This window comes from Rhizobium sp. 2YAF20 (assembly GCF_052114685.1).
Lineage (GTDB): Bacteria > Pseudomonadota > Alphaproteobacteria > Rhizobiales > Rhizobiaceae > Rhizobium.
Genome location: NZ_JBFRFF010000004.1, coordinates 192852 through 215310 on the forward strand (window position 1 = coordinate 192852; position 22459 = coordinate 215310).

At 59.8% G+C, this 22459-nt stretch carries 22 protein-coding genes; 13 read left to right on the plus strand and 9 right to left on the minus strand.

Translation table 11 applies throughout. From position 1 onward, the window contains the following. Window positions 1-111: 111 nt before the first annotated feature. Complete coding sequence (locus AB4Z52_RS08550; protein WP_442217486.1) at window positions 112-1038, plus strand: Gfo/Idh/MocA family protein; 927 nt, start codon at window positions 112-114, stop codon at window positions 1036-1038. 84 nt (window positions 1039-1122) lie between these two features. On the opposite strand, the gene AB4Z52_RS08555 is transcribed toward AB4Z52_RS08550, so the two are convergent. Continuing rightward, window positions 1123-1572, minus strand: a complete 450-nt coding sequence (locus AB4Z52_RS08555) for a DNA polymerase III subunit chi (protein WP_442217487.1) — start codon at window positions 1570-1572, stop codon at window positions 1123-1125. 19 nt (window positions 1573-1591) lie between these two features. Further along, window positions 1592-3088 carry a leucyl aminopeptidase gene (locus AB4Z52_RS08560; protein ID WP_442217488.1) on the minus strand — a complete coding sequence of 499 codons (1497 nt, stop codon included), beginning with the start codon at window positions 3086-3088 and terminating at the stop codon, window positions 1592-1594. Between the two features lie 196 nt (window positions 3089-3284). On the opposite strand from AB4Z52_RS08560, the gene AB4Z52_RS08565 reads away from it, so the two are divergent. From AB4Z52_RS08565 to rsmA, 7 genes are all read left to right on the plus strand, one after another. After that, window positions 3285-4055, plus strand: a complete 771-nt coding sequence (locus AB4Z52_RS08565) for a phosphatase PAP2 family protein (RefSeq protein WP_442217489.1) — start codon at window positions 3285-3287, stop codon at window positions 4053-4055. A gap of 108 nt (window positions 4056-4163) precedes the next feature. Then, a complete protein-coding gene (locus tag AB4Z52_RS08570) occupies window positions 4164-5339 on the plus strand; it encodes an LptF/LptG family permease (protein WP_442217490.1) in 1176 nt (391 codons plus the stop codon). Beyond that, window positions 5336-6421 (plus strand): LPS export ABC transporter permease LptG, encoded by a 1086-nt coding sequence (gene lptG, locus AB4Z52_RS08575; protein WP_442217491.1) that lies wholly within the window; start codon window positions 5336-5338, stop codon window positions 6419-6421. Before AB4Z52_RS08570 ends, lptG begins: the two co-directional genes overlap by 4 nt. Continuing rightward, on the plus strand, window positions 6421-8781 hold the full coding sequence (locus AB4Z52_RS08580; protein ID WP_442217492.1) for an LPS-assembly protein LptD: 2361 nt from the start codon (window positions 6421-6423) through the stop codon (window positions 8779-8781). Before lptG ends, AB4Z52_RS08580 begins: the two co-directional genes overlap by 1 nt. Before the next feature lie 198 nt (window positions 8782-8979). Further along, on the plus strand, window positions 8980-9927 hold the full coding sequence (locus AB4Z52_RS08585) for a SurA N-terminal domain-containing protein (protein ID WP_442217493.1): 948 nt from the start codon (window positions 8980-8982) through the stop codon (window positions 9925-9927). 12 nt (window positions 9928-9939) lie between these two features. Continuing rightward, window positions 9940-10965, plus strand: a complete 1026-nt coding sequence (gene pdxA / locus AB4Z52_RS08590; RefSeq protein ID WP_442217494.1) for a 4-hydroxythreonine-4-phosphate dehydrogenase PdxA — start codon at window positions 9940-9942, stop codon at window positions 10963-10965. After that, on the plus strand, window positions 10965-11792 hold the full coding sequence (gene rsmA, locus AB4Z52_RS08595) for a 16S rRNA (adenine(1518)-N(6)/adenine(1519)-N(6))-dimethyltransferase RsmA (RefSeq protein WP_442217495.1): 828 nt from the start codon (window positions 10965-10967) through the stop codon (window positions 11790-11792). The genes pdxA and rsmA overlap by 1 nt, the downstream gene beginning before the upstream one ends. Here the strand turns inward: rsmA and gmk are convergent. From gmk to fabD, 7 genes are all read right to left on the minus strand, one after another. Continuing rightward, a complete protein-coding gene (gene gmk, locus AB4Z52_RS08600; RefSeq protein WP_442217496.1) occupies window positions 11789-12451 on the minus strand; it encodes a guanylate kinase in 663 nt (220 codons plus the stop codon). The genes rsmA and gmk overlap by 4 nt on opposite strands. A 3-nt stretch (window positions 12452-12454) precedes the next feature. After that, on the minus strand, window positions 12455-13342 hold the full coding sequence (locus AB4Z52_RS08605) for a YicC/YloC family endoribonuclease (protein WP_442217497.1): 888 nt from the start codon (window positions 13340-13342) through the stop codon (window positions 12455-12457). A gap of 21 nt (window positions 13343-13363) precedes the next feature. Then, entirely contained in the window at window positions 13364-14614 is a 1251-nt protein-coding gene (gene mltG / locus AB4Z52_RS08610; RefSeq protein ID WP_442217498.1) for an endolytic transglycosylase MltG, read from the minus strand. Between the two features lie 103 nt (window positions 14615-14717). Beyond that, window positions 14718-15980, minus strand: a complete 1263-nt coding sequence (fabF, locus tag AB4Z52_RS08615) for a beta-ketoacyl-ACP synthase II (protein ID WP_442217499.1) — start codon at window positions 15978-15980, stop codon at window positions 14718-14720. A 112-nt stretch (window positions 15981-16092) separates the two neighbouring features. Continuing rightward, entirely contained in the window at window positions 16093-16332 is a 240-nt protein-coding gene (locus AB4Z52_RS08620) for an acyl carrier protein (protein ID WP_442217500.1), read from the minus strand. 293 nt (window positions 16333-16625) lie between these two features. Next, window positions 16626-17363 carry a 3-oxoacyl-[acyl-carrier-protein] reductase gene (gene fabG, locus AB4Z52_RS08625; RefSeq protein ID WP_442217501.1) on the minus strand — a complete coding sequence of 246 codons (738 nt, stop codon included), beginning with the start codon at window positions 17361-17363 and terminating at the stop codon, window positions 16626-16628. A 27-nt stretch (window positions 17364-17390) separates the two neighbouring features. Further along, on the minus strand, window positions 17391-18335 hold the full coding sequence (gene fabD, locus AB4Z52_RS08630; RefSeq protein WP_442217502.1) for an ACP S-malonyltransferase: 945 nt from the start codon (window positions 18333-18335) through the stop codon (window positions 17391-17393). Window positions 18336-18525: 190 nt separating this feature from the next. Here fabD and AB4Z52_RS08635 point away from each other — a divergent pair, with 190 nt between their 5' ends. The 5 genes from AB4Z52_RS08635 to rplI all read left to right on the plus strand — a co-directional run bounded on the left by AB4Z52_RS08635 (window position 18526) and on the right by rplI (window position 22392). After that, on the plus strand, window positions 18526-19569 hold the full coding sequence (locus tag AB4Z52_RS08635) for an aldo/keto reductase (protein ID WP_442217503.1): 1044 nt from the start codon (window positions 18526-18528) through the stop codon (window positions 19567-19569). Between the two features lie 318 nt (window positions 19570-19887). Continuing rightward, complete coding sequence (gene rpsF / locus AB4Z52_RS08640; protein WP_111158624.1) at window positions 19888-20337, plus strand: 30S ribosomal protein S6; 450 nt, start codon at window positions 19888-19890, stop codon at window positions 20335-20337. A 13-nt stretch (window positions 20338-20350) separates the two neighbouring features. After that, complete coding sequence (rpsR, locus tag AB4Z52_RS08645) at window positions 20351-20599, plus strand: 30S ribosomal protein S18 (protein ID WP_004122103.1); 249 nt, start codon at window positions 20351-20353, stop codon at window positions 20597-20599. A gap of 214 nt (window positions 20600-20813) precedes the next feature. Further along, window positions 20814-21794 (plus strand): DUF2232 domain-containing protein, encoded by a 981-nt coding sequence (locus AB4Z52_RS08650; RefSeq protein WP_442217504.1) that lies wholly within the window; start codon window positions 20814-20816, stop codon window positions 21792-21794. 19 nt (window positions 21795-21813) lie between these two features. Next, window positions 21814-22392: a 50S ribosomal protein L9 gene (gene rplI, locus AB4Z52_RS08655; protein ID WP_442217505.1), complete on the plus strand. Its 579-nt coding sequence runs from the start codon at window positions 21814-21816 to the stop codon at window positions 22390-22392. Window positions 22393-22459 lie beyond the last annotated feature (67 nt).

Here is a 22459-nt window from a genome sequence, read left to right on the forward strand (position 1 = left end):
GGCAGCTCTCTTCGCGGCGCCGGTCCGTAGCTCAAAGCCAGCCTTGTCCCCCGGCTGCTTTCTGCTAAAACAGCGCCCATAAATCATACTATAACAATCGAGCGAAGCACCATGTCCCCTATCAATCTCGCCATCGTCGGCGTCGGTAAGATCGTTCGCGACCAGCACCTGCCTTCGATATCAGCCAATCCGGATTTCAAGCTCATTGCCACGGCAAGCCGTCACGGCACCGTCGACGGCGTTGAGAGCTTCACCGCCATCGAGGATATGCTGGCTGCAGTTCCGGCGATCGATGCCGTATCGCTCTGCATGCCGCCGCAATATCGCTATGAGGCGGCGCACAAGGCGCTTTCCGCCGGCAAGCACGTCTTTCTCGAAAAGCCGCCAGGGGCGACGCTGAGCGAAGTTGCCGACCTCGAAAGCCTTGCGAAATCAAAGCGCGTATCGCTGTTTGCCAGCTGGCATTCTCGTTATGCGCCGGCCGTCGAAACGGCCAGGTCCTTTCTAGCAGCGACCAGGATCAACAGCGTCCACGTCATCTGGAAGGAAGACGTTCGCCACTGGCATCCGAACCAGGAATGGATCTGGCAGGCGGGCGGTCTGGGCGTGTTCGATCCGGGTATCAACGCACTCTCGATCGTCACCCACATCCTGCCGAAAGCGATATTCCTCACCGGCGCAACGCTGGAATTCCCCGAAAATCGCGATGCGCCGATCGCAGCCGACTTGCATTTCAAGAACGCCGACAACCTGCCGGTTCACGCCGAATTCGACTGGCGCCAGACCGGCAAGCAGAGCTGGGATATCCTTGCCGAAACCGATGCCGGCCAGATGGTTCTTGCCGATGGGGGCGCAAAGCTTCTGATCAACGGTGAGCTCAAGTCTTCCGAGCCGGAACAGGAATATCCGTCGCTCTACCGCCGCTTCGCCGAGCTCGTCAAGGCAAGCACCTCGGATGTCGACCTCGCTCCGCTCCGCCACGTCGCCGACGCCTTCATGCTCGGCAGGCGCAAGTTTGTTGAAGCGTTTCACGACTGAGAGAATGCGGACATTTCGATAGATGAAAGGCCCGGCTCTATCACCGGGCCTACTGCTTTCTGGTCGGGGTTCAAAGCCAGGCGACTACGCCTTCTTCTCCCAACGCCCTTCCTGGGTCTGCTGCCAGTAGGTGAGCGCATGGCCCTCGCCCTTCAGCTTTTTCCACTGGGCGCGGGCGGCTTCCAGCTGTTCCTGGTCGTAGCCGTCGAACATGAAGACGATGCGGTCGTAGGTATCGATCGAGGCGGCTTCGGCGCCATCGACGAAAAAGCGCACCGTGGCGTTGTTGAGGTTCTCGTCCGACGTTGTCAGCAGGACCGGCTGGCGGTCCGGCTGGTCGCCTTCGTCGGTGCCATGCGGCAAGAAGCTGTCCTCGCGAAACGTCCAGAGATGCGCGTCGAGCATGTCACGCCTTGCCGCATCGCGCGCCTTGACCGCGACGCGCCAGCCGCGTTCGACGCTCTTGTCGATGAGCGGCGGCAGCGCGTCTTCCAGCTTTGATTCCGTCAAGTGATAGAAGAGAACCTCGGTCACGCCGATACCCGCATGTCGATCACTGCTCGTAATTCGCCCGGACCAGTTCGTCGAGCAGGCGCACGCCAAAGCCCGACCCCCAGGATTGATTGATCTCGTCCTGCGTCGAACCCATCGCGGTACCGGCGACATCGAGATGCGCCCAAGGCGTCTCTTGGACGAACCTCTTTAGAAACTGCGCAGCGGTGATCGATCCGGCATTGCGACCACCGGTGTTCTTCATATCGGCAAACTTGCTGTCGATCAGTTTGTCGTAGTCCTTGCCGAGCGGCATGCGCCAGAGGCGTTCGTTGGTCGCAAGGCCAGCAGCGGTCAGTTGCTCGGCCAGCTTGTCGTCATTCGAGAACAGGCCGGCATGCAGGCCACCAAGGGCGACGACGATCGCGCCGGTCAGCGTTGCCAGATTGATCATGAACTGTGGCTTGAAACGGTCGTTGGTGTACCAAAGCGCGTCGCCGAGCACCAGCCGGCCTTCGGCGTCGGTGTTGATGATTTCGATCGTCTGGCCGGACATCGAGGTGACGATGTCGCCGGGACGCTGCGCATTGCCGTCAGGCATGTTTTCGACGAGGCCGATGACGCCGACCACGTTGACCTTGGCGCCGCGGCTTGCAAGCGTGTGCATCAGGCCGGTGACGGCGGCGGCGCCGCCCATGTCGCCCTTCATGTCTTCCATGCCGGCGCCGGGCTTGATGGAAATGCCGCCGCTATCGAAGACGACGCCCTTGCCGACGAAGGCAACCGGCTTGTCCTTGGACTTGCCGCCCTTCCACTGCATGACAGCCAGGCGGGGCGGACGCGCGGAGCCCTGCGAAACGCCAAGCAGCGCGCCCATTCCGAGCTTGCGCATTTCCTTCTCGGTGAGGATTTCAACTTCGACGCCGAGTTTTTCGAGCTCCTTGGCCTTTGCTGCAAATTCGACAGGGCCAAGCACGTTCGGCGGCTCGTTGACAAGGTCGCGGGCAATGTTGACGCCGGCGGCAATCGCCTCGGAATCAGCGAAAAGTTTTTTTGCCGCAGCGGCATTTTCCGTCACGACTGTGACCTTGATTGGCTTCTGGCCGTTCACCTTATCGTCGTCGTCGTTTTTCTTGGTCTTGTAGGTATCGAAGCTATAGGCCCGCATCAGCATGCCGAGCGCAAAATCAGCGGCGGCCTTGCCGCTGGCCTCACCGCCCGGAACGTCCAGAAAGACTGCAACTTTGTCGACATGCTTGACGCGCGCCGCAGCGCTGCCGCCGAGCTTCAGCCAGTCGTGAGCGGACAGCTCCTGATATCTGCCGGTGCCGATGATCACGATCCGATCCGCCGGCGAGCCCTCGGGCGCGACAATATCCAGCGAATTGAGCCCCTTGCCCGTATAGCGCGCCACCCGCGCCGCCTTGGCAAAGACGTTTGCCGGATCGACGATCGTAGCGCCTGCCGGCAGTTCAGTATCAATATCTTTGAGGAGGATGGCGAGGCCGCCGTTGAGCCGCGCCGATTTGGCAAAGGAAATCTCGAATTTCAATGACATGTCTGCTCCGGTAAATGCGCATATGCACAATATCTTGGTGCTGCGATCATTCAGGGTTTCGAAAACGAATACAAGCTTGCGGCGAGCGATACAGCCAACAAAGGCGTTGACTTGTTCAAATCCCCGTCATCTTAGATTGCTACGTTAGATTGCGTCGTTTCTTATATTTGGCATAGATTTTATATGGGGCCTTGTTTTGATCATCAATCTTAGCGGCGCCGACAGCCCCGGCATGTTTAGATGGCGCAGCGCAGGCGATGCGTTCGTAGTCCTTTTTTGCTTCTGGTGGACGCTCCTCATAGTCTTCAGCGCTTTTCCAGGGATCGATCTCGCCCTTGCCCACATGTTCTTTCAACAGCAGCAATGTTCGACCGCTGCGGCAACGTCGAAGATTTGCGGATATTTCCCCTATAACGATAGTCCGATCTTCAACTTTCTGCGACAAATCCTGTTTGCGCTTCCCTATATTGCGGCCGGGATACTCTGCTGGGTGCTCTTCAAGTGCCTTCGCCAGCACGGTTCGACCTGCGACGTCATTAAGGTCCGGAATCTGAAGATCACCCTGGGCGCGTTGATCATCGGACCGATCATCCTCGTCAATGTTTGGCTGAAAGCATTTTCCGGCCGCCCTCGGCCACGCCAGACCGATCTGTTCGGGGGGACGCTCGATTTCGTGCAGGCGGGATCGTTTGCCGGAAAATGCGTCTCCAACTGTTCCTTCATTTCGGGTGAGGCCGCATCGGCCGGGTGGCTGTTGTGCCTGATCTTCATCATCCCGCAGCCGGCGCGCGCGGCGCTCGCCCTGCCGATTGCCGCGGCTTCCATCCTGATGCCGGCCTTGAGGGTCGCGTTCGGCGCGCACTATCTCTCTGACGCCGTCCTCGGCTGGCTTTCATCGCCTGTCGTATTCGCCGGACTATTCGCGCTATCTCAAACAGCACACGGTGTAAAAATTTACAAAGATTAACGAAATTTTCTCAAACCGGTTGTCGCAAAAAAATAACAAAGAGCGTAGAGGAGATGAAACCTCGCTGCCGCTTCGCGCTGCAGCAAGGCGTCGCATTCAAGGGCCGGCATGAAGTTACTCGAGACATATATAGTTCGGCGTGTCGGCCTGATGTTTCTGGTGGCGCTGTTGCCGGTGCTTGCGATCATCTGGACCACCCAGGTGCTGCAGCGAATCAATCTCGTGACGGATAGCGGCCAGTCGATCGGTTCCTTCGCAAAGCTCGCGACCCTTATCCTACCGACCATCATTCCCATCGTCCTGCCGTTTGCCCTCGTCATCGGCATCACCCAGACGCTGACGGCGATGAACAACGATTCGGAACTGACCGTCATGGAAGCGGCCGGCGCCAATCGGAGCGTCATTTTCCGGCCGATCATGCTGCTTGCGATCGGCATCAGCCTTTTCTCCTTCGTGGTCGACAACATGGTCGAGCCGAAGGCGCGTGTCGTTGCCCGCCAGATGGTGGCCGAGGCCTATGCCGACCTGCTCTCTACCGTCATCGAGGAAAAGAACTTCCGGCGCATCGAGGACGGCCTCTATGTGCAGATATCACAGCGGCTATCGGGGCGGATCCTGAAGGGCCTCTTCGTCGCCGATTCGCGCGATCCGGCATTCGATCTCCTTTACTATGCAAAGGAAGGAGCCGTGGACCCGAGCGGCACGTCGCTGCTGATGCGCGACGGCGAGGTTCACCGCAAGACGGTTGACGGCAACGTCTCGGTGATCAAGTTCGATTCCTATTCCTTCGATCTTTCCGACCTGACGCAGAGCCGCGGACAGGCGACGCTGAGGTCAGGCGACCGGGGTCTCGGCTTCCTGCTCAACCCTGACCCGAGCGACGCGGACGTCAAGGCAAAGCCCGGCAGCTACAGGGCGGAACTGAATCGCCGCCTGACCGAATGGGCGCTTCCGGCCATTTTCGCGCTCATCTCGCTGGTGATCGCCGGCGATGCGCGCTCGCACCGCGAAGCCCGCCTTCATCCGATGGTTTCGGCGCTGACGATCGCCTTTGCGCTACGGTGGGCGGATTTCTATGTCGCCAACCAGATCGAGAATTCCGCGACCTACATCGGTTGGCTCTACGCGCTCAATATCGGCGCCGTGATCGTGACGGTGATCCTGCTCGTTCGCACCAAGAAGCGCGCCATGCCGATGACGGTTCGCATGCGGGTCAGCAGGATTCTCATCAAGCTCCAGGAATTCTTCGTCGCCCGCGGCAGTTCGACCGGAGGCGGCGCATGATTTTCGGCACGCTTGGTCGCTACTTCTTCGTGCGCTACATGGTCACGACCTTCTGGTTCTTCCTGGGGGTAATTTCGATCGTCTTCCTCGTCGATTTCAGCGAAACGGCCGGTCGACTCGCCGGTCTTCCAGGATATAGCGTGAGCATCGGGCTGCTGATGACAGCCGTCCGGCTGCCGCTGATCATCCAGCAGACGGTTCCGTTCATCGCCCTCTTTGTCGGGATGACCGTTCTCATCGCTCTCAACAGGCGTTACGAACTGGTCATTGCGCGGGCTGCCGGCATCTCGGTCTGGCAGTTCATGACCCCCTTCGTCGTCGGCGCCCTCCTGATCGGCCTTTTGACCATGCTGGCACTCAATCCGGTTGCCGCCTGGGGGCAGAGACAATCGGAAGCGATGGAGGGAGACCTGCGTGGCGACCCCTCCTATCGCAACACGCTGACCGTTCCGTGGCTGCGCCAGATCAGCGGCCGGGACGACGTGATCATCGGCGCAAAGGCCTTTACCGAGAACGGAATGAGGCTGACGAACCCGGTCTTCATCCACTTCGACAGTCACAACGATATCGTGCTCCGACAGGATGCTGTGTCGGCTAAGTTGGAAGATGGTTACTGGTTGCTTAAGACAGTTGTCGAGCGCCGGCCTGGGGAAATCCCGACCCATCTAGGCGAGGCCAAGGTTCGCACCAATTTGAAACAGGATTTCGTGGCGCAGCGCCTGACGCAGCCTGAAACCATTGCTTTTTATGATCTTTCTAATCGAATATCGATTGCGAAGTCTTTCGGCATCTCAACCAAAGCGCTCGAAACGCAATTTAACTCGTTGCTGTCGCAGCCATTCCTTCTGGTAGCAATGACGCTGATCGCAGCAACCGTGTCCCTAAAATTCAGTAGATTCAACCAATCGCGTTCCGTGATTCTGGGTGGAATCCTCTCAGGCTTCGTGCTTTATGTTGTCACCGTGCTTGTAAAAGCATTCGGAAGCAGCGGAGTGGTTCCCCCCTTTGTGGCGACCTGGATCCCAGTGATCGTCGCCATGGCAATCGGAGCGACGATCCTGCTTCATCAGGAGGATGGCTAGTGGCGGTAGTGAACCGCAAACCTATCGGGAAACTCATGGCTGCCCTTTTGACGGGCGCGGCACTGAGTGCGTATGTCGTGGGCAGTTCCTCGGTCGTGTTCGGCCAGGACAGCTCGCAGGTGAAATCGATGAACGTCAAGGTCCCGGCGGATGCCAAACTTGTCCTTTCGTCAAACGAGCTGATCTACAATAAGGACGAGCAGACCGTTACCGCCAAGGGTGCGGTGCAGATCAACTATGGTGGCTACAAACTTGTCGCCCAACGTGTTGAATACAATCAAAAAACCGGCCGGATGACGGCGACCGGCAATATCGAGCTGGTCAGCCCCGACGGCAACCGCATGTATGGTGACAACATGGATGTCACCGACAATTTCTCCGATGGCTTCGTCAATGCGATGCGCATCGAGATGCCGGACAATACCCGCCTGGCCGCCCAGAAGGGCGAGCGCGTCGGAGGCACGCAGATCGTCCTCACCAAGGGCATCTACACCGCCTGTCTGCCGTGTACGCAGGTCGGCAAGGCGCCACTATGGCAGGTCAAGGCGCAGCGCGTCGTGCAGGACGGCGTGACCCACACCGTCCGGCTTGAGCATGCAAGGTTCGAACTCTTCGGCCAACCGATCGCCTATATTCCCTGGATGGTCGTGCCCGACAATACGGTGAAGCGGAAATCCGGCTTCCTGTTCCCGAGCTTCAGCGTGTCGCAAAATCTCGGTTTCGGCGTCAAGGTTCCGTATTACTACGTCATCTCGCCGAGCATGGACGCGACGGTCAGCGCGACCGGATATACCACCCAGGGCTTCCTGCTCGAAGGTGAATTCCGTCAGCGTCTTGAAAACGGTACCTATACGATCCGTGCCGCCGGTATCGACCAGAACAAGCCGGATGCGTTTACCGCAAATACCAGTGATGCCGAGGCAAAGACCCGCGGCATGATCGCCTCGAAGGGCGATTTCCAGATCAATCCACGCTGGTCCTTTGGTTGGGACGTGATGGCGCAGAGCGACAACAACTTCGCCCGCACCTACAGTCTCGAGGGTCTCAGCCAGAGCACCCACACCAACGACATCTATTTAACCGGTATCGGCGAGCGCAACTATTTCGATATGCGCGCTTTCTACTACCAAGAGCAGAACGCCGATAACAACAGCGTAGCGCAAAAACAGCAGGCAGTCGTTTATCCCGTCATCGACTACCACTATGTCGATCCGAAACCTGTCGCCGGCGGCGAGCTATCCGCGAACTTGAACTTCACCAACCTCAGCCGCAACACTGCCTCGGCACTGGATCTCAGCTCGCTTACGAGCAAGGACCGTTTCCTCGGGCTCAAAGGCGACACGAGCCGCCTCAGCGCCGAACTCCAATGGCAGCGCACCTTTGCGACCGAACAGGGCCTGCTTTTCACGCCGCTTCTGGCTGCGCGTGGCGACGCCTTCGGTCTCAACATGGACTCGCCGAGTACCCTCGGTTCGGCCTTCACGTATGACGGCAATTACGACGACAACAGCACCGCCACGCGCGGACTGCTGACGGCAGGGTTCGAAGCCAAATATCCGATCCTGGTCTCGACGAGCAACAGCACGCATGTCTTCGAACCGATCGCACAATTCTACGCGCGGAACGACGAACAGCTTGCCGGTCGTCTGCCGAATGAGGATGCGCAGAGCTTCGTCTTCGATGCGAGCAATCTGTTCAGCCGCGACAAGTTCTCCGGCTACGACCGCGAGGAAGGCGGCACACGCGCCAATGTCGGCATGCGGTACACCGGCAGCTTCGACAGCGGCTATCAGATCCAGAGTATCTTCGGCCAATCATATCAAGTGGCCGGCAAGAACTCGTTCGCCAGCGACGACCTCGTCAACGCTGGCGCCGAATCGGGCCTCCAGGACAGCGTCTCCGACTATGTCACGATGGCGAGCCTGACCACACCTCAAGGCATATCGCTGACGGGGTCCTACCGTCTCGACCACAAGAACTTCGATTTCAATCGCGGCGATACGACCCTTGGCTATTCGAACCCGGATTTCCAGACGTCGGTGACCTACACCCATATCAAGGCGCAGCCGGAATATGGCTTCACCACGAATCAGGACGAAATCCAGACCCGCGCGCAGGTCAACTTCAAGGATTATTGGGCTGTGTTCGGCACGGTCAGCTATGACCTGAACAGCAACAACATTACCCGGCGCGGCATCGGCATGTCCTATTCGGACGAATGCACGGTCTTCAGCATCGCCTGGCTTGCAAAGAGCGATACCGCCAACCAGACCGCCAGCGACTGGTCGATTGGTGCACGCCTGACGTTCCGCACGCTCGGCGACGTCAACGTTGGCAATGTGGCTGATACGACGTTCTGATATCGAAGATTGCGAAACGATCGGGCATTTCGGCCCGATCGACGTAGTCATACGCCTGTCGGAACCACAAAAGCTCCCAGAACACTGTCATTGTTTCGCCGCAAGGATTGTGCAATTCCACATGCTTGCTGTAGACGTATGGCACAAAAAATCGCCTGCATCGCAGACAGGACAGAAGACCTTTCGGAGGGGTTGTTGATGTTTTCTACAAGGACACCGATGCGCGCCATCGTGCTCGGCGCAATCGCATTGACGATGGCTACCTTTGTCGGACCGCAGTCATCAAGCGCAGCACCTGCCGATAGCGGCGTGAAGGCGATCGTCGATGGCAACATCATCACCAGCAGCGACATCGCCAAGCGCACCAACTTCCTGAAATTGCAGCATCAAAAGGGTGATCTGGCCAAGACGGCCAAGGAGCAGCTGATCAATGAGAGTTTGAAGCGCGCGGAAATCAGCCGCGTGCGGATGTCGGTGACGACACAGGAGGTCGATGCTGCCTTTGGACGCTTTGCCAGCAGCAACAAGATGACGCCCGCCCAGCTTACCCAGGTGCTGGACAAGACCGGTGTCACAGCTGATCATTTCAAGAGCTATATCGCGGTATCGATGAGCTGGCCGCGCGTCGTCAATGCGCGTTTCGGCTCCTCTAACCGCATGTCGAATGACGAACTCGTCAAGCGCATGACCGAAGAAAAGCAAAAGCCCGTCACGACGGAATACTTCCTCAAGCAGATCATTTTCGTCATTCCGGCCGCCAAGAAGGGCGCCATCACCGGGCAGCGCAAGGCCGAAGCTGAAGCCTCGCGCTCCAAATTCCCCGGCTGCGATCAGGCAAAGGTCTTTGCAGCAACGATGCACGACGTTTCTGTCCGTGATCTCGGGCGCGTCCTTGCACCCAATCTTCCGGAAGCCTGGAAGCCTCTCATAGAAAAGGCGAGCGGCAATACAACACCTGCCCAGGTAACGGACCAGGGCGTTGAATATCTTGCCATCTGCTCGCAGCGGCAGGTCAGCGACGACGTCGCGGCCGCAGCTGTGTTCCGTGCGGAAGATCTCGGCAAGAAGGGCGAAGACGAGGTCAGCGCGAACGACAAGAAATATCTCGACGAGCTGCGCTCAAAGGCGCAGATCGTCTACCGCTGATCCTTAAGAGCGATGCCCTCCCTCTTCTCCCGACCTCTCGCCCTGACCCAAGGCGATCCTGCGGGTATTGGTCCAGACATCACGCTGGCTGCGTGGCTCCAGCGCCGGCAGCTCGGCCTGCCGCCTTTCCTTTTTGTCGGTGATCCTGAAGTCCTTGGCGTGCGCGCGCGGCAACTTGGTCTCGACGTACCGCTTCGCGAAGCCGACGCATCGAACGCCTGCGCCGTATTTGCCGCTGCGCTGCCGGTACTTGCCGTGCCGGCCGGCGTCGACGTGGTTGCCGGCGAGCCGCATGTCGCCACCGCGAGGGGAACGATTGCCGCCATCGAGATTGGGGTGTCGCTGAGCATCAAGGGCGACGTGCTCGGGGTCGTTACCAACCCGATCGCCAAATCGGTTCTCTACGAGGCCGGCTTCGGCTTTCCTGGTCATACCGAATTCCTCGCCGACCTCGCTAGCCGCGCCACCGGAAAGCCGGTCTTCCCGGTCATGATGCTCGCAGGGCCGAAACTCAGGGCTATCCCGGTTACGATCCATATCCCATTGAAGGAAGTTCCGAAGGCGTTGACGACCGAGTTAATCGTTGCGACCTGCCGCATTGCATCAGCCGATCTTCGGGCGCGGTTCGGCATCGAGCAACCGCGGCTGGCAGTTGCCGGACTGAACCCGCATGCGGGTGAAAGCGGTGCGATGGGTACGGAAGACATGGATATCATCGCCCCGGCGATACAGGTGCTGCGCGCGGAGGGCATCGACGCCTTCGGACCACTGCCTGCCGACACCATGTTCCACGACGACGCCCGAAAGCGCTATGACGTGGCCGTGTGCATGTATCACGATCAGGCGCTGATCCCGGCCAAGGCGCTCGGCTTCGACGATTCCGTCAACGTGACGCTGGGCCTTCCTTTCGTGCGGACTTCGCCGGACCACGGGACCGCATTCGGTATCGCCGGCAAGGGTATCGCCAAGGAGCAAAGCCTCGTCGCTTCCTTGAAGCTTGCCGCAGAGATCAGCCGCATCATTGGAAATCGGCGCTGATGGCCGCACTCGACGGGCTGCCGCCGCTGCGTGACGTCATCGAGCGTTTCGGCCTCGACGCACGCAAGGCCCTTGGCCAGAACTTCATCCTCGATCTCAACCTGACGCAGAAGGTCGCGCGGACTGCCGGGCCGCTCGACGGCGTCACCGTCATCGAGGTCGGCCCAGGCCCAGGCGGTCTCACCCGCGCGATCCTGGCGCTCGGAGCTAAGAAGGTCATCGCTATCGAGCGCGACCCCCGCTGCTTGCCGGCGCTTGGCGAAATTGCCGATCACTATCCCGGCCGTCTCGAGGTAATCGAGGGCGACGCGCTCAAAATCGATTTTGCAACACTGGCGACGGACGGTCCCGCCCGCGTCATCGCCAACCTGCCCTACAATGTCGGCACCCAGTTGCTGATCAATTGGCTGTTGCCGCCCCAGTGGCCGCCATTCTGGCAATCACTGACGCTGATGTTCCAGAAGGAAGTGGCCCAGCGCATCGTTGCTCGGGAAGATGACAACCACTACGGCCGGCTCGGTGTGCTCTGCGGCTGGCGTACGGAGACCTATATGGCCTTCGACATCTCCCCTCTGGCCTTCACGCCGCCGCCGAAGGTGACGTCGACCGTGGTGCATCTCACGCCGAAGCTGGAGCCGATCCCCTGCACCGTCGCCAGGCTCGAACGGGTCACCGAAGCCGCGTTCGGCCAACGGCGCAAGATGCTGCGCCAGAGCGTCAAGTCGCTCGGCGGCGAGGCCCTGCTCGCCAAGGCCGGCATCGATCCGACCCGTCGCGCCGAGACGCTTTCCGTCGAGGAATTCTGCCGATTGGCGAACTGCCTTTAGAGCTTGGGTGTCTCTTCCAGCAATCCGCGGACGAAATCGAACATTCCGTGGCGCCGGTCGCGGCGGAGGCGTTCTGCCTTGACGATCGACTGAACCGAATCGAAGGCTGCGTCCAGGTCCTGATTGACGATCACGTAGTCGTATTCGCGCCAGTGTTCGATTTCGGAGCGGGAATTGGCAAGGCGCGTGGCGATGACCGCTTCCGAATCCTCGGCGCGGCGATGCAGCCGGGATTGCAGCTCCGTCATGGTCGGCGGCAGGATGAAGACCGAGACGACATCGGCCGACATTTTCTCCTGCAATTGCTGGGCGCCTTGCCAGTCGATGTCGAACAACATGTCGCGACCCTCGGCCATGGCCGTCTCGACCGGCTCACGCGGAGTTCCGTAGAAATTGCCGTGGACTTCCGCCCATTCCAGCAGTGCATCGGAATCGCGCAGACGCTCAAATTCGCGCTGCGAAACGAAGTGGTAGTGGACGTCGGCAATCTCGCTTGGCCGGCGCTGCCGCGTGGTCACGCTGACGGAGAGGCTGAGCTGCTTGTCGATGTCCAGCAGCGTACGGGCGATGGTCGATTTACCCGCGCCCGAGGGCGAGGAGATAACGAGCATCAGCCCCCGGCGGGCGATCTGCGTGGGGGAGGAAGTCGCCGGTTTCATGCCTTACTCCAAGTTCTGAACCTGTTCGCGGAACTGGTCGATGACAACCTTCAATTCGATGCCGGCGGCCGTGATTGCCACCGCGTTCGACTTCGAGCAGATTGTATTTGATTCGCGGTTAAATTCCTGTGCAAGGAAATCGAGCTTGCGACCGACGGGACCGCCCTTTGCCAAAAGATCCCGGGCCGCAGCGACATGCGCTTTCAGCCTGTCGACCTCTTCGCGCAGATCGGCGCGGGTTGCGAGCATCGCTGCTTCGGCATGAATCCGGTCGCGATCGAGGCCCTGCGTGCCGTCCATCAGCAACGCCACTTGCGCCGCAAGCTTCGAGGCTATCTCCTGTGTCGAGCGGGATGGGTCATGTTCCACCACCGCTGTCAGGGTGTCGATCGTTTCGATCTGGTCGAGCAGAATGTGGCCAAGCGCCCGCCCTTCATGTTGACGCATGGTCTTTAGATCGAAAAGCGCGCCTTCGAGGCCCGCCATGATGTCACCGTCGCGCGCGGCGATCACGTCCTCGCCATCTTCCGCCTCGCGGAATTCGACGATGCCGCGAATGGCAAGCAACGTATCGAGCTTCAGCGGTGCGGGATCGATAATACCTGCCAGCTGGTCACGCATCGCAAGCACTGCGGCAAGGGCATCCTGGTTGATCACGGCTTCAAACCGATTTTCGCCCATATTGAGCGACAAGCCTGCCTGGATGTTACCCCGGGAAAAGTGGTCGGAAGCAAGGCGGCGAATATCGGTTTCGAGGCGCTCGAGCCCGGGGGGCAATCTCAGGCGCAGGTCGAGCCCCTTGCCGTTGACCGAGCGAAGCTCCCATGCCCAGCGATGCCGTCCGCTCGTACCTTCACGCCGGGCGAAACCGGTCATGGACTGCAGTGCCATGCGAGCCTCCGATCTTCTGGTTCAGTTTGTCTTCTTCTTCTGCGGCGTCGTCGTGGCGCCACTCGTCGGTGCGTTTTCCTCAGGCTGGCCGTCCACCGCCAGATTGGTCGAATCCTGCCCCTTCTCGGCGAGTGTCTTGCGCCAGCGCTTCACGTTGGCGTTGTGCTCTTCCAAGGTGGCTGCGAAAACATGGCCGCCGGAACCATCGGCGACGAAATAGAGGTCCTGGCTCTTCCAGGGATTGGCGACGGCTTCGAGCGCATCCTTGCCCGGATTGGCGATCGGCGTCGGCGGCAGGCCCTTGATGATATAGGTGTTGTAGGGCGTTTCTTTCTTCAGGTCCGACTGAAAGATCGGCCGGTCCGCAGGCTTTCCATCACCGCCGAACAGGCCATAGATGATCGTCGGGTCCGATTGCAGCCGCATGTTCTTGTTGAGCCGATTGAGGAAGACGGACGCGACATGGGCGCGTTCGTCGGATAGCCCGGTTTCCTTCTCGACGATCGAAGCCAGAATTACGAAATCCTGCTTGCTGGAGACCGGCAGGCTCGGATCGCGCTTGTCCCAGATCTGGTTTACGAGTTTCTGCTGGGCGCCGGCCATCTGCTCGACGATCTCAGAGCGCTTGGTGCCGCGGGAGAACTTGTAGGTATCTGGCCGGAGGCTGCCCTCGGTGGGCAGGGCGGAGGGAAGATCGCCTTCCAGGACCGGATCGGCCTGCAGCTTGTTGAACATTTGTCGAACGGTCAGGCCTTCGGGAAGCGATATCGAATAGAGGATCGATTTTCCTGATTTCATCAGATCCACGATGTCGCTCATCGAAGCGCCGGCCTTGATTTCGTATTCGCCTGCCTTCAGCGTGTCGCCGTCTTTGAGATGCGCTGTTGAAAGGTAGCGGAATATGCGTGCATCAGAGATGATGTTGCTGGCTTCCAGTCGCGTTGAAATCTCGGCAGGGCCGGCGCCGCTGCGGACGATGAAGTTGGTGTTCGTGGTCAGCGGCCCCGGGGCCTGATAGACCGAAACCGCGTAGTAGAAGCCAGCGATTGCGAGCGCAAAAACGAATACGACAAGCGTCATCAGGAAATTGAGGAAAATGACGATCTGTCCACGAGCCTTGCGAGAGCGTCGCGGCGGCTCGGGAACGCGCTCCGGACGCAGCGCTTCGTTGGCCGATTTTGGAATGATCGGCCCCTTTTGCGCCGGCTGGCCCTCAGGGCCACCCGGATTGTCGCCGTTCTGGTTCGTGTCGTTCACCGGCAATCCCTTCATCTTGTCATCGCCTGATTCTTGCCAAGCAATGCGGCAGAAAACAGGTCCAAAGACAGTGCTGGGTCCAGCCGACCCCTCGCCTTCGATCGATCAGAAACTGTTGTTATGCCTCATAGCGCCGCAGAACAAGCGAAGCATTGGTACCGCCAAAACCGAACGAGTTCGACAGGGCCACGTTTATTTCTCGTTTACGTGCCTTGTGCGGGACAAGATCAATTGCCGTTTCCCGCTCCGGATGGTCGAGATTGAGCGTTGGCGGAGCCACGTTGTCGCGGATGGCGAGCACGGCGAAGATCGCCTCGATGGCACCGGCCGCGCCCAGAAGGTGACCGGTGGCCGACTTGGTGGACGACATGGAGATCTTCGACGCAGAATCGCCGACGAGGCGCTCGACGGCCCCGAGCTCGATCGTATCGGCCATCGTCGATGTGCCATGGGCATTGATATAGTCGACATCAGCGGCGGTCAGTCCGGCGCGCTTCAGCGCAGACGTCATGCAGCGGAAGGCGCCGTCGCCGTCTTCGGACGGAGCAGTGATGTGGTAGGCGTCGCCTGAAAGGCCGTAGCCTACGACTTCGGCATAGATCTTCGCGCCGCGGGCCTTGGCGTGCTCCAGCTCTTCGAGAACGACGACGCCGGCGCCCTCGCCCATGACGAAGCCGTCGCGGTCGCGGTCGTAGGGGCGCGAGGCCTTCGAGGGGTCGTCATTGTGTTGTGTGGATAGCGCCTTGCAGGCGGCAAAGCCCGCCAGCGATATGCGACAGACAGGCGCTTCCGCGCCGCCTGCCACCATGACGTCGGCATCGCCGAACGCGATGAACCTGGCGGCATCGCCAATCGCATGGGCGCCCGTGGAACAGGCGGTGACCACGGCGTGGTTCGGGCCACGCAGCTTATGACGGATCGACACCTGGCCGGAGACCAGGTTGATCAGGCGGCCGGGAATGAAAAAGGGCGAAATGCGCCGAGGGCCCTTGTCGCGCAGCGTATAGCCGGCTTCGACAATACCTTCCAGGCCGCCGATGCCGGAGCCGATCATCACGCCGGTGGCGATCTGGTCTTCGTCGGTCTTTGGATGCCAACCGGCATCGTTCAGCGCCATGTCGGCGGCTGCCATACCATAGAGGATGAAGGGATCAACCTTGCGCTGTTCCTTCGGCTCCATCCAGTCGTCAGGATTGAACGTACCGTCGGTGCCGTCGCCGACCGGAATGCGGCAGGCGATCTTGGCAGGAAGATCCGAGACTTCGAATTCGGTTACCAGGCGGGCGCCGTTGTGTCCTGCAACCAACCGCTGCCACGACACCTCGGTGCCGCATCCCAAAGGTGATACCATGCCGGTACCGGTGATAACGACACGTCTCATCGCCCGCAGCCCCCGTCTTCATGCATGCCATGCGTAAGCAAATAAATATCCGGCAATAGCCGGACGAAAAAAGGCGGACTCGAAGAGCCCGCCCCTTTATGAATGGAAAAGATTAGGCCGCCTGGGCTTTTTCGATGAACTTGACAGCGTCGCCAACCGTGAGGATGGAGTCGGCAGCGTCGTCCGGAATTTCAACGCCGAATTCTTCTTCGAAGGCCATGACCAGTTCGACGGTGTCGAGCGAGTCCGCACCGAGGTCGTCGATGAAGCTGGCGCCTTCAACAACCTTGTCGGCGTCGACGCCAAGATGATCAATAACAATTTTCTTTACGCGTTCTGCGATATCGCTCATGTCGGTTTCCTCGACCTTATGTCCTGATCAGAATGCCGTTTGACATCCCTACCCTGTTTTAAACCTGCAGCGCCCTTTATCGGCGCCATTGGCAAACTCGTTCAACCCGACCTTCAAACAGGCTCTGCCGCTTCAAGAAAAACGACACGACCCGCCTGCATTTTCGGGACGACTGTTCACAGTCATGGCCCGCTTAACACGGTTTAACTCCGTCGCAAAGCCAGAAAATTGACAGTACCGGGTTGGTCAACATGCGTTTGGTGGGAAATGGCCCTCCCAACGCAAATTACTTTTTAGATCATGGCCATGCCGCCGTTAACGTGCAGGGTCTGACCCGTCACATAACCGGCCTCAGTGGAGGCGAGATAGGCAACGGCAGCAGCGATCTCGGCGCTTGCGCCCATGCGCCGCATCGGGATCGCGCCCATGATCGCTTCCTTCTGCTTGTCGTTCAGCTTGCCGGTCATGGCGGATTCGATGAACCCCGGCGCGACGCAATTCACCGTCACATTGCGGGTTGCAATTTCAGCGGCCAGCGACTTGGTGAAGCCGATCATGCCGGCCTTGGAAGCGCAGTAATTCGCCTGGCCGGGATTACCCGTGACGGCGACGACCGAGGTAATGTTGATGATGCGGCCAAAGCGTCGGCGCATCATCGGATGGGTCAGTTCCCGCGTCAGACGGAAGGCGGAGGTGAGGTTCACCTCGATCACATTGTCCCAGTCCTCGTCGCTCATGCGCACGAATAGGCCGTCCTTGGTGATCCCGGCATTGTTGACCAGGATATCGACACCCTCGAGTTCTGCTTCCGCCTTCGCCCCGAGCGCTTTGACGGCGTCACGATCCGAAAGGTCGGCAGGGTAGAGTCTTACCCGGTCTCCGAGTTCGGCCGCCAGCGTCTCCAGCTTTTCGACGCGTGTTCCATGCAGGCCGACGGTTGCGCCCTGCTTGTGCAGGAGGCGCGCAATCTCTTCGCCTATCCCGCCGGATGCGCCGGTTACCAGTGCCTTGCGGCCGGTCAAATCAAACATGTGCGTTTCCCTCGTTCTAGTTCGCGTTCAGCCCAGCAGGCCGGTAAGCGCCGCGTCGATGTCGGCCGATGCGTTGACTGCGATGCCGGCGACTGACTTGTCGATGCGCCGGGCAAGACCCGTCAGCACCTTTCCAGTGCCAATCTCATACAATGTCGTCACATTATTGGCAGCAAACCATTCCACTGTTTCGCGCCAGCGGACCTGGCCGGTCACCTGCTCGACGAGCAGCTTGGCGATCACGTCGGCCTCGGTCACGGGGGCCGCGCGAACATTTGCGATCAACGGCACGACCGGATCCTTCTTCGCGACGCCCGCCAATGCCTCGCGCATGGCGTCGGCGGCCGGCTGCATCAGCGTCGAATGGAAAGGTGCGGAGACCGGCAACAGGATGGCGCGCTTGGCGCCCCTGTCGGTGGCAAGCAACGCCGCCTTCTCGACGGCTGCCTTCTCGCCGGAAATGACCAGCTGGCCGCCGCCATTGTCGTTGGCGATCTGGCAGGCGCCGAGCACCGAGGCTTCTTTGCAAATCGCAACGACGTCGCCATGTTCAAGGCCGATGATCGCGGCCATGGCGCCAGCGCCGACGGGCACCGCCGCCTGCATTGCATTGCCGCGGATACGCAGCAGCCGGGCGGTGTCGGCAAGCGAGAAGGTGCCGGCAGCGCAAAGTGCCGAATATTCGCCGAGCGAATGGCCGGCCACATAGGAAACCTTCGACTTCAGATCGAGGCCCTTTGCCTCGAGGACCTTCAGCACCGCGATCGACACGGCCATCAGCGCAGGCTGGGCATTGGCGGTCAAGGTCAGCTTGTCTTCAGGGCCGCTGAAAATCGTTTCGGAGAGTTTCTCGCTAAGAGCATCGTCGACTTCGGCAAATACGGCGCGGGCCTCGGGGAAGTTCTCGGCAAGGTCCTTGCCCATGCCGACGGATTGGCTGCCCTGGCCGGGGAATGTGAAAGCAACGGTCATTATATCAGGTTTCCCTTGGGGTTTGCTCCCAATTGACATTCTTTGTGCGGGAGTCAATAGCGCGGGCCTAGCATTCCCAGGCTTTTGCGGCTGCGAGGAGAGCGCAATTTCCTCTTGCGCTTGCTCAATTCCAGCCTAAATTCGCGCCGTCATTCCAAAATGCCGTATCCCGCCAGCACCAAGGTTCCCAATGAAGTATAACCACTTAGGCCGCACCGATATCGCGGTTTCCGAAATTTGCCTCGGCACGATGACCTGGGGCTCGCAAAACACGGAAGCCGAAGCGCACGAGCAGATGGACTACGCCGTCGAAAAAGGTGTCAACTTCGTCGATACCGCGGAGCTCTACCCGACCACCCCGTTGTCTGTGGAAACGCAGGGCCGCACCGAGGAATATATCGGCAGCTGGTTTGCAAAGACCGGCAGGCGCCGCGATATCGTCCTTGCCACCAAGGTCGCAGGCAAGGGTCGCGACTATCTTCGCAACGGGCAAGGCGCCGACGCCGCCAACATCCGGGCTGCGGTCGATGCCAGCTTGAAGCGGTTAAAGACCGACTATATAGATCTCTACCAGGTGCATTGGCCGAACCGTGGCCATTTCCACTTTCGCCAAAGCTGGCATTACAATCCCTTCACGCAGGATCGTGAAAAGGCAATCGCCAACATCACCGATATCCTCGAGATCATGGGAGAGCTCGTCAGGGCCGGCAAGGTGCGCGCCGTCGGTCTTTCAAACGAGACGACCTGGGGCATCCAGAAATATCTTTCCGTCGCCGAAAAGACAGGCCTACCGCGCATCGCCTCGACGCAGAACGAATACAACCTGCTTTATCGTCACTTCGATCTCGATCTGGCGGAACTGTCCCATTACGAGGATGTCGGGCTGCTCGCCTATTCGCCGCTTGCCGGCGGCATTCTCAGCGGCAAATATGTCGGCGGTGAACGGCCGGTGGGTTCGCGCGGGTCGATCAATCACGATATCGGCGGTCGCCTGCAGCCGCTGCAGGAGCCTGCGGTCCTGGCCTATCTCGAGATTGCCACACGGCACGGGCTCGATCCCTCGGCCATGGCGCTCGCCTATTGCCTGACCAAGCCTTTCATGGCCTCGGTGATCATCGGCGCGACGTCGATGCCGCAGTTGAAGGCCGATCTCAGCGCCGTCGTTCTCGAGCTTTCGGCGGACGTCCTGGCCGAGATTGCCAGGGTTCACCGGCTCCATCCGATGCCAATCTGATCTTTTGCGGGCGGTGAAAGGCCATCGCTCGCAAAACCGCTGCGATCGAATAGTTGCAGCGTCCGGCTTGCGTTTCTAAGAAAAACCAGTATAAGCCGCCCTGTTCGCAAACCCGGTCTTCTGGCTGGTGGCTGAACGGAGGGCCGGTTTCCTTTGCGGAGATCGTTCGGAACTGAAGCGTTCCAGCCTCCCGTGTCTCCGCTCTCGACCGTCTCGGATTAACGCTTTCTTGCTTGGGGTCCTACCCTCTCAGGAGCAGTCGTTGAGGCTTAGCCGCCGAAACCGGGTTTCACAAACGCAAGAAAGGCAAAGCACATCATGGCTCTTTACGAACATGTATTCCTTGCCCGACAGGACGTTTCCGCACAGCAGGTCGATGCCCTCGTAGAACAGTACAAGGGTGTCATCGAAGCTAACGGTGGCAAAGTCGGGCGTATCGAGAATTGGGGCCTCAAGTCCCTGACCTATCGCATCAACAAGAACCGCAAGGCTCACTACGCCCTGATGGACATCGACGCTCCTCCTGCCGCCGTGCAGGAAATGGAACGCCAGATGCGCATCAGCGAAGACGTTCTGCGCTACATGACGATCGCTGTCGAAAAGCACGAGGAAGGCCCGTCTGCCATGATGCAGAAGCGCGACCGTGACGATCGTCCGCGTCGTGATGGCGACCGTCCGGATCGTGGTGGCTTCGGCGACCGTGGCCCGCGCCCGGATCGTGGTGATCGTGAAGACCGTCCGCGCCGTCCGCGCGAAGATCGCGTATAAGGAGATCTGAGAGATGTCTGAAGTTTCCTCCGCTCCGGTCCGCCGTCCTTTCCATCGTCGTCGCAAGACCTGCCCGTTCTCCGGTGCAAACGCTCCGCGCATCGACTACAAGGACGTACGCCTCCTGCAGCGCTACATTTCTGAGCGCGGCAAGATCGTTCCTTCTCGCATCACGGCCGTTTCCCAGAAGAAGCAGCGCGAACTCGCCCAGGCGATCAAGCGCGCCCGTTTCCTCGGCCTGCTGCCCTACGTCGTCGCCTGATCGGCTTCGATCGTTCTAAAAATGAGGGAAGGCAGCAATGCCTTCCTTTCTCCCTTCCGCGTTGGGCGCGGATCGGAACCTCAATGCCCCGGATCGATTTCTGAAGCTTGGCTCAGTGCGACTCGTGGTGAAACCCCATGTTGGGGATCTGTTTTCTGAGACACTGATTCAGGAAACGTCCTCTAACTGCTTGATTTTAAGCAGGACAGCGACCGTGAAAAGACTGAACCCAAGACTGCTGCTGGTCGGCGCCCTTGCCGGCCTCACCGCTACCCTGCTTGTGCTGGGTGCGAATGCGCAGCCGTCTTTCAGCTCGGTTCTCTATGCTGCCTCCGCGCTGCCGATCCTGATTGCCGGCCTCGGCTGGGGCAACATTGCAGCGATCGTTTCGATCGCAACCGCATTCGTCCTCGGTGCCGTCGCCATCTCACCTTCCTTCGCGCTGATGATGACGCTGGTGACGCTGGCGCCTGCCGGCTGGCTAAGCCATCTGGCCAACCTTGCCCGCCCGGCGTCCGAACTCGGCGGCCCCGACCATTTGACGGCATGGTATCCGCTGTCGGACATCGTCGTGCAGCTTTGCGCGCTCGTCGCCGTTGCGGTGATCGTCGTCGGCATCATGATCGGCTATGGGCCCGACCTCACCAACCGCATGGTCGACGCATTGATGAGCGCTCTTCAGGCACAGGAGCCCTCCTTCGTTGCGGATCCACTCGCAACGGCGCAGACCAAATCGCTGATCGTGCTGATGCTGCCGGCGCTGCAGGCCGGTATCTGGGTCGTCATGCTGTTTGCCGCCTATTATCTGGCGAGCCGGATCGTAACCACTTCGGGGCGCAATTTCCGGCCACGCGAGGATATTCCATCGGCGCTGCGCATGAACCGGAATGCGATCTTCGTTTTCCTTGCCGGCCTCGTCGCCTGCTTTATCGGCGGCGTACCGGCGATGATTGGCGCTACGGTCTTCGGTGCTTTCGGCGCCGGCTTCCTGATTTCCGGCTTTGCGGCCCTGCACTACCGGACCCGTGGCAAGGACTGGCGTCTTCCCGTCCTCGTCATCTGCTATCTGGCAGCGACGATGGTCCTGCCCACCCTATTCATCCTCGTTCTTGGCCTGTCTGACACGCGAAAAGCGATCGCGCTGACCCCGAACAAGGATGTGGATGCCTCGAAACAACCCGATATCAAACCTTAAGAATTGAAAGGACACCAAGATGCAAGTCATACTTCTCGAACGCGTACCGAAACTCGGCCAGATGGGCGAAGTCGTCAAGGTTCGCGACGGCTTTGCCCGCAACTACCTCCTGCCGCTCGGCAAGGCGCTGCGCGCCAACGCTGCCAACAAGACCCGCTTCGAAGCCGAACGTTCGACGCTCGAAGCCCGTAACCTCGAGCGCAAGAGCGAAGCCCAGAAGGTCGCCGACGTTCTCGCAGGCAAGTCCTTCATCGTTGTCCGCTCCGCCGGCGAAACCGGCCAGCTTTACGGCTCGGTCGCTGCCCGCGACGTCGTCGAGATCCTGGCTGCCGAAGGCTTCAACATCGGCCGCAACCAGGTTCACCTGAACACACCGATCAAGGCCATTGGCCTGCACAACGTCGTCATCGCCCTCCACGGCGAAGTCGAAATCTCGATCGAGCTCAACGTTGCACGCTCGACCGAAGAAGCAGAACGCCAGAAGAAGGGTGAAACCCTCACCTCCGCCGACGCCATCTACGGTGTCGACGAGGACGCGCTGCGTCCTGAAGACTTCTTCGATCCGGATGCCGACGGCAACGCCGAAGACGACGCATAATATCGCGTTCTCCACTGGCGAAACGAATAGCCCGGATCTCGCGATCCGGGCTTTTTTGTTGAGATCT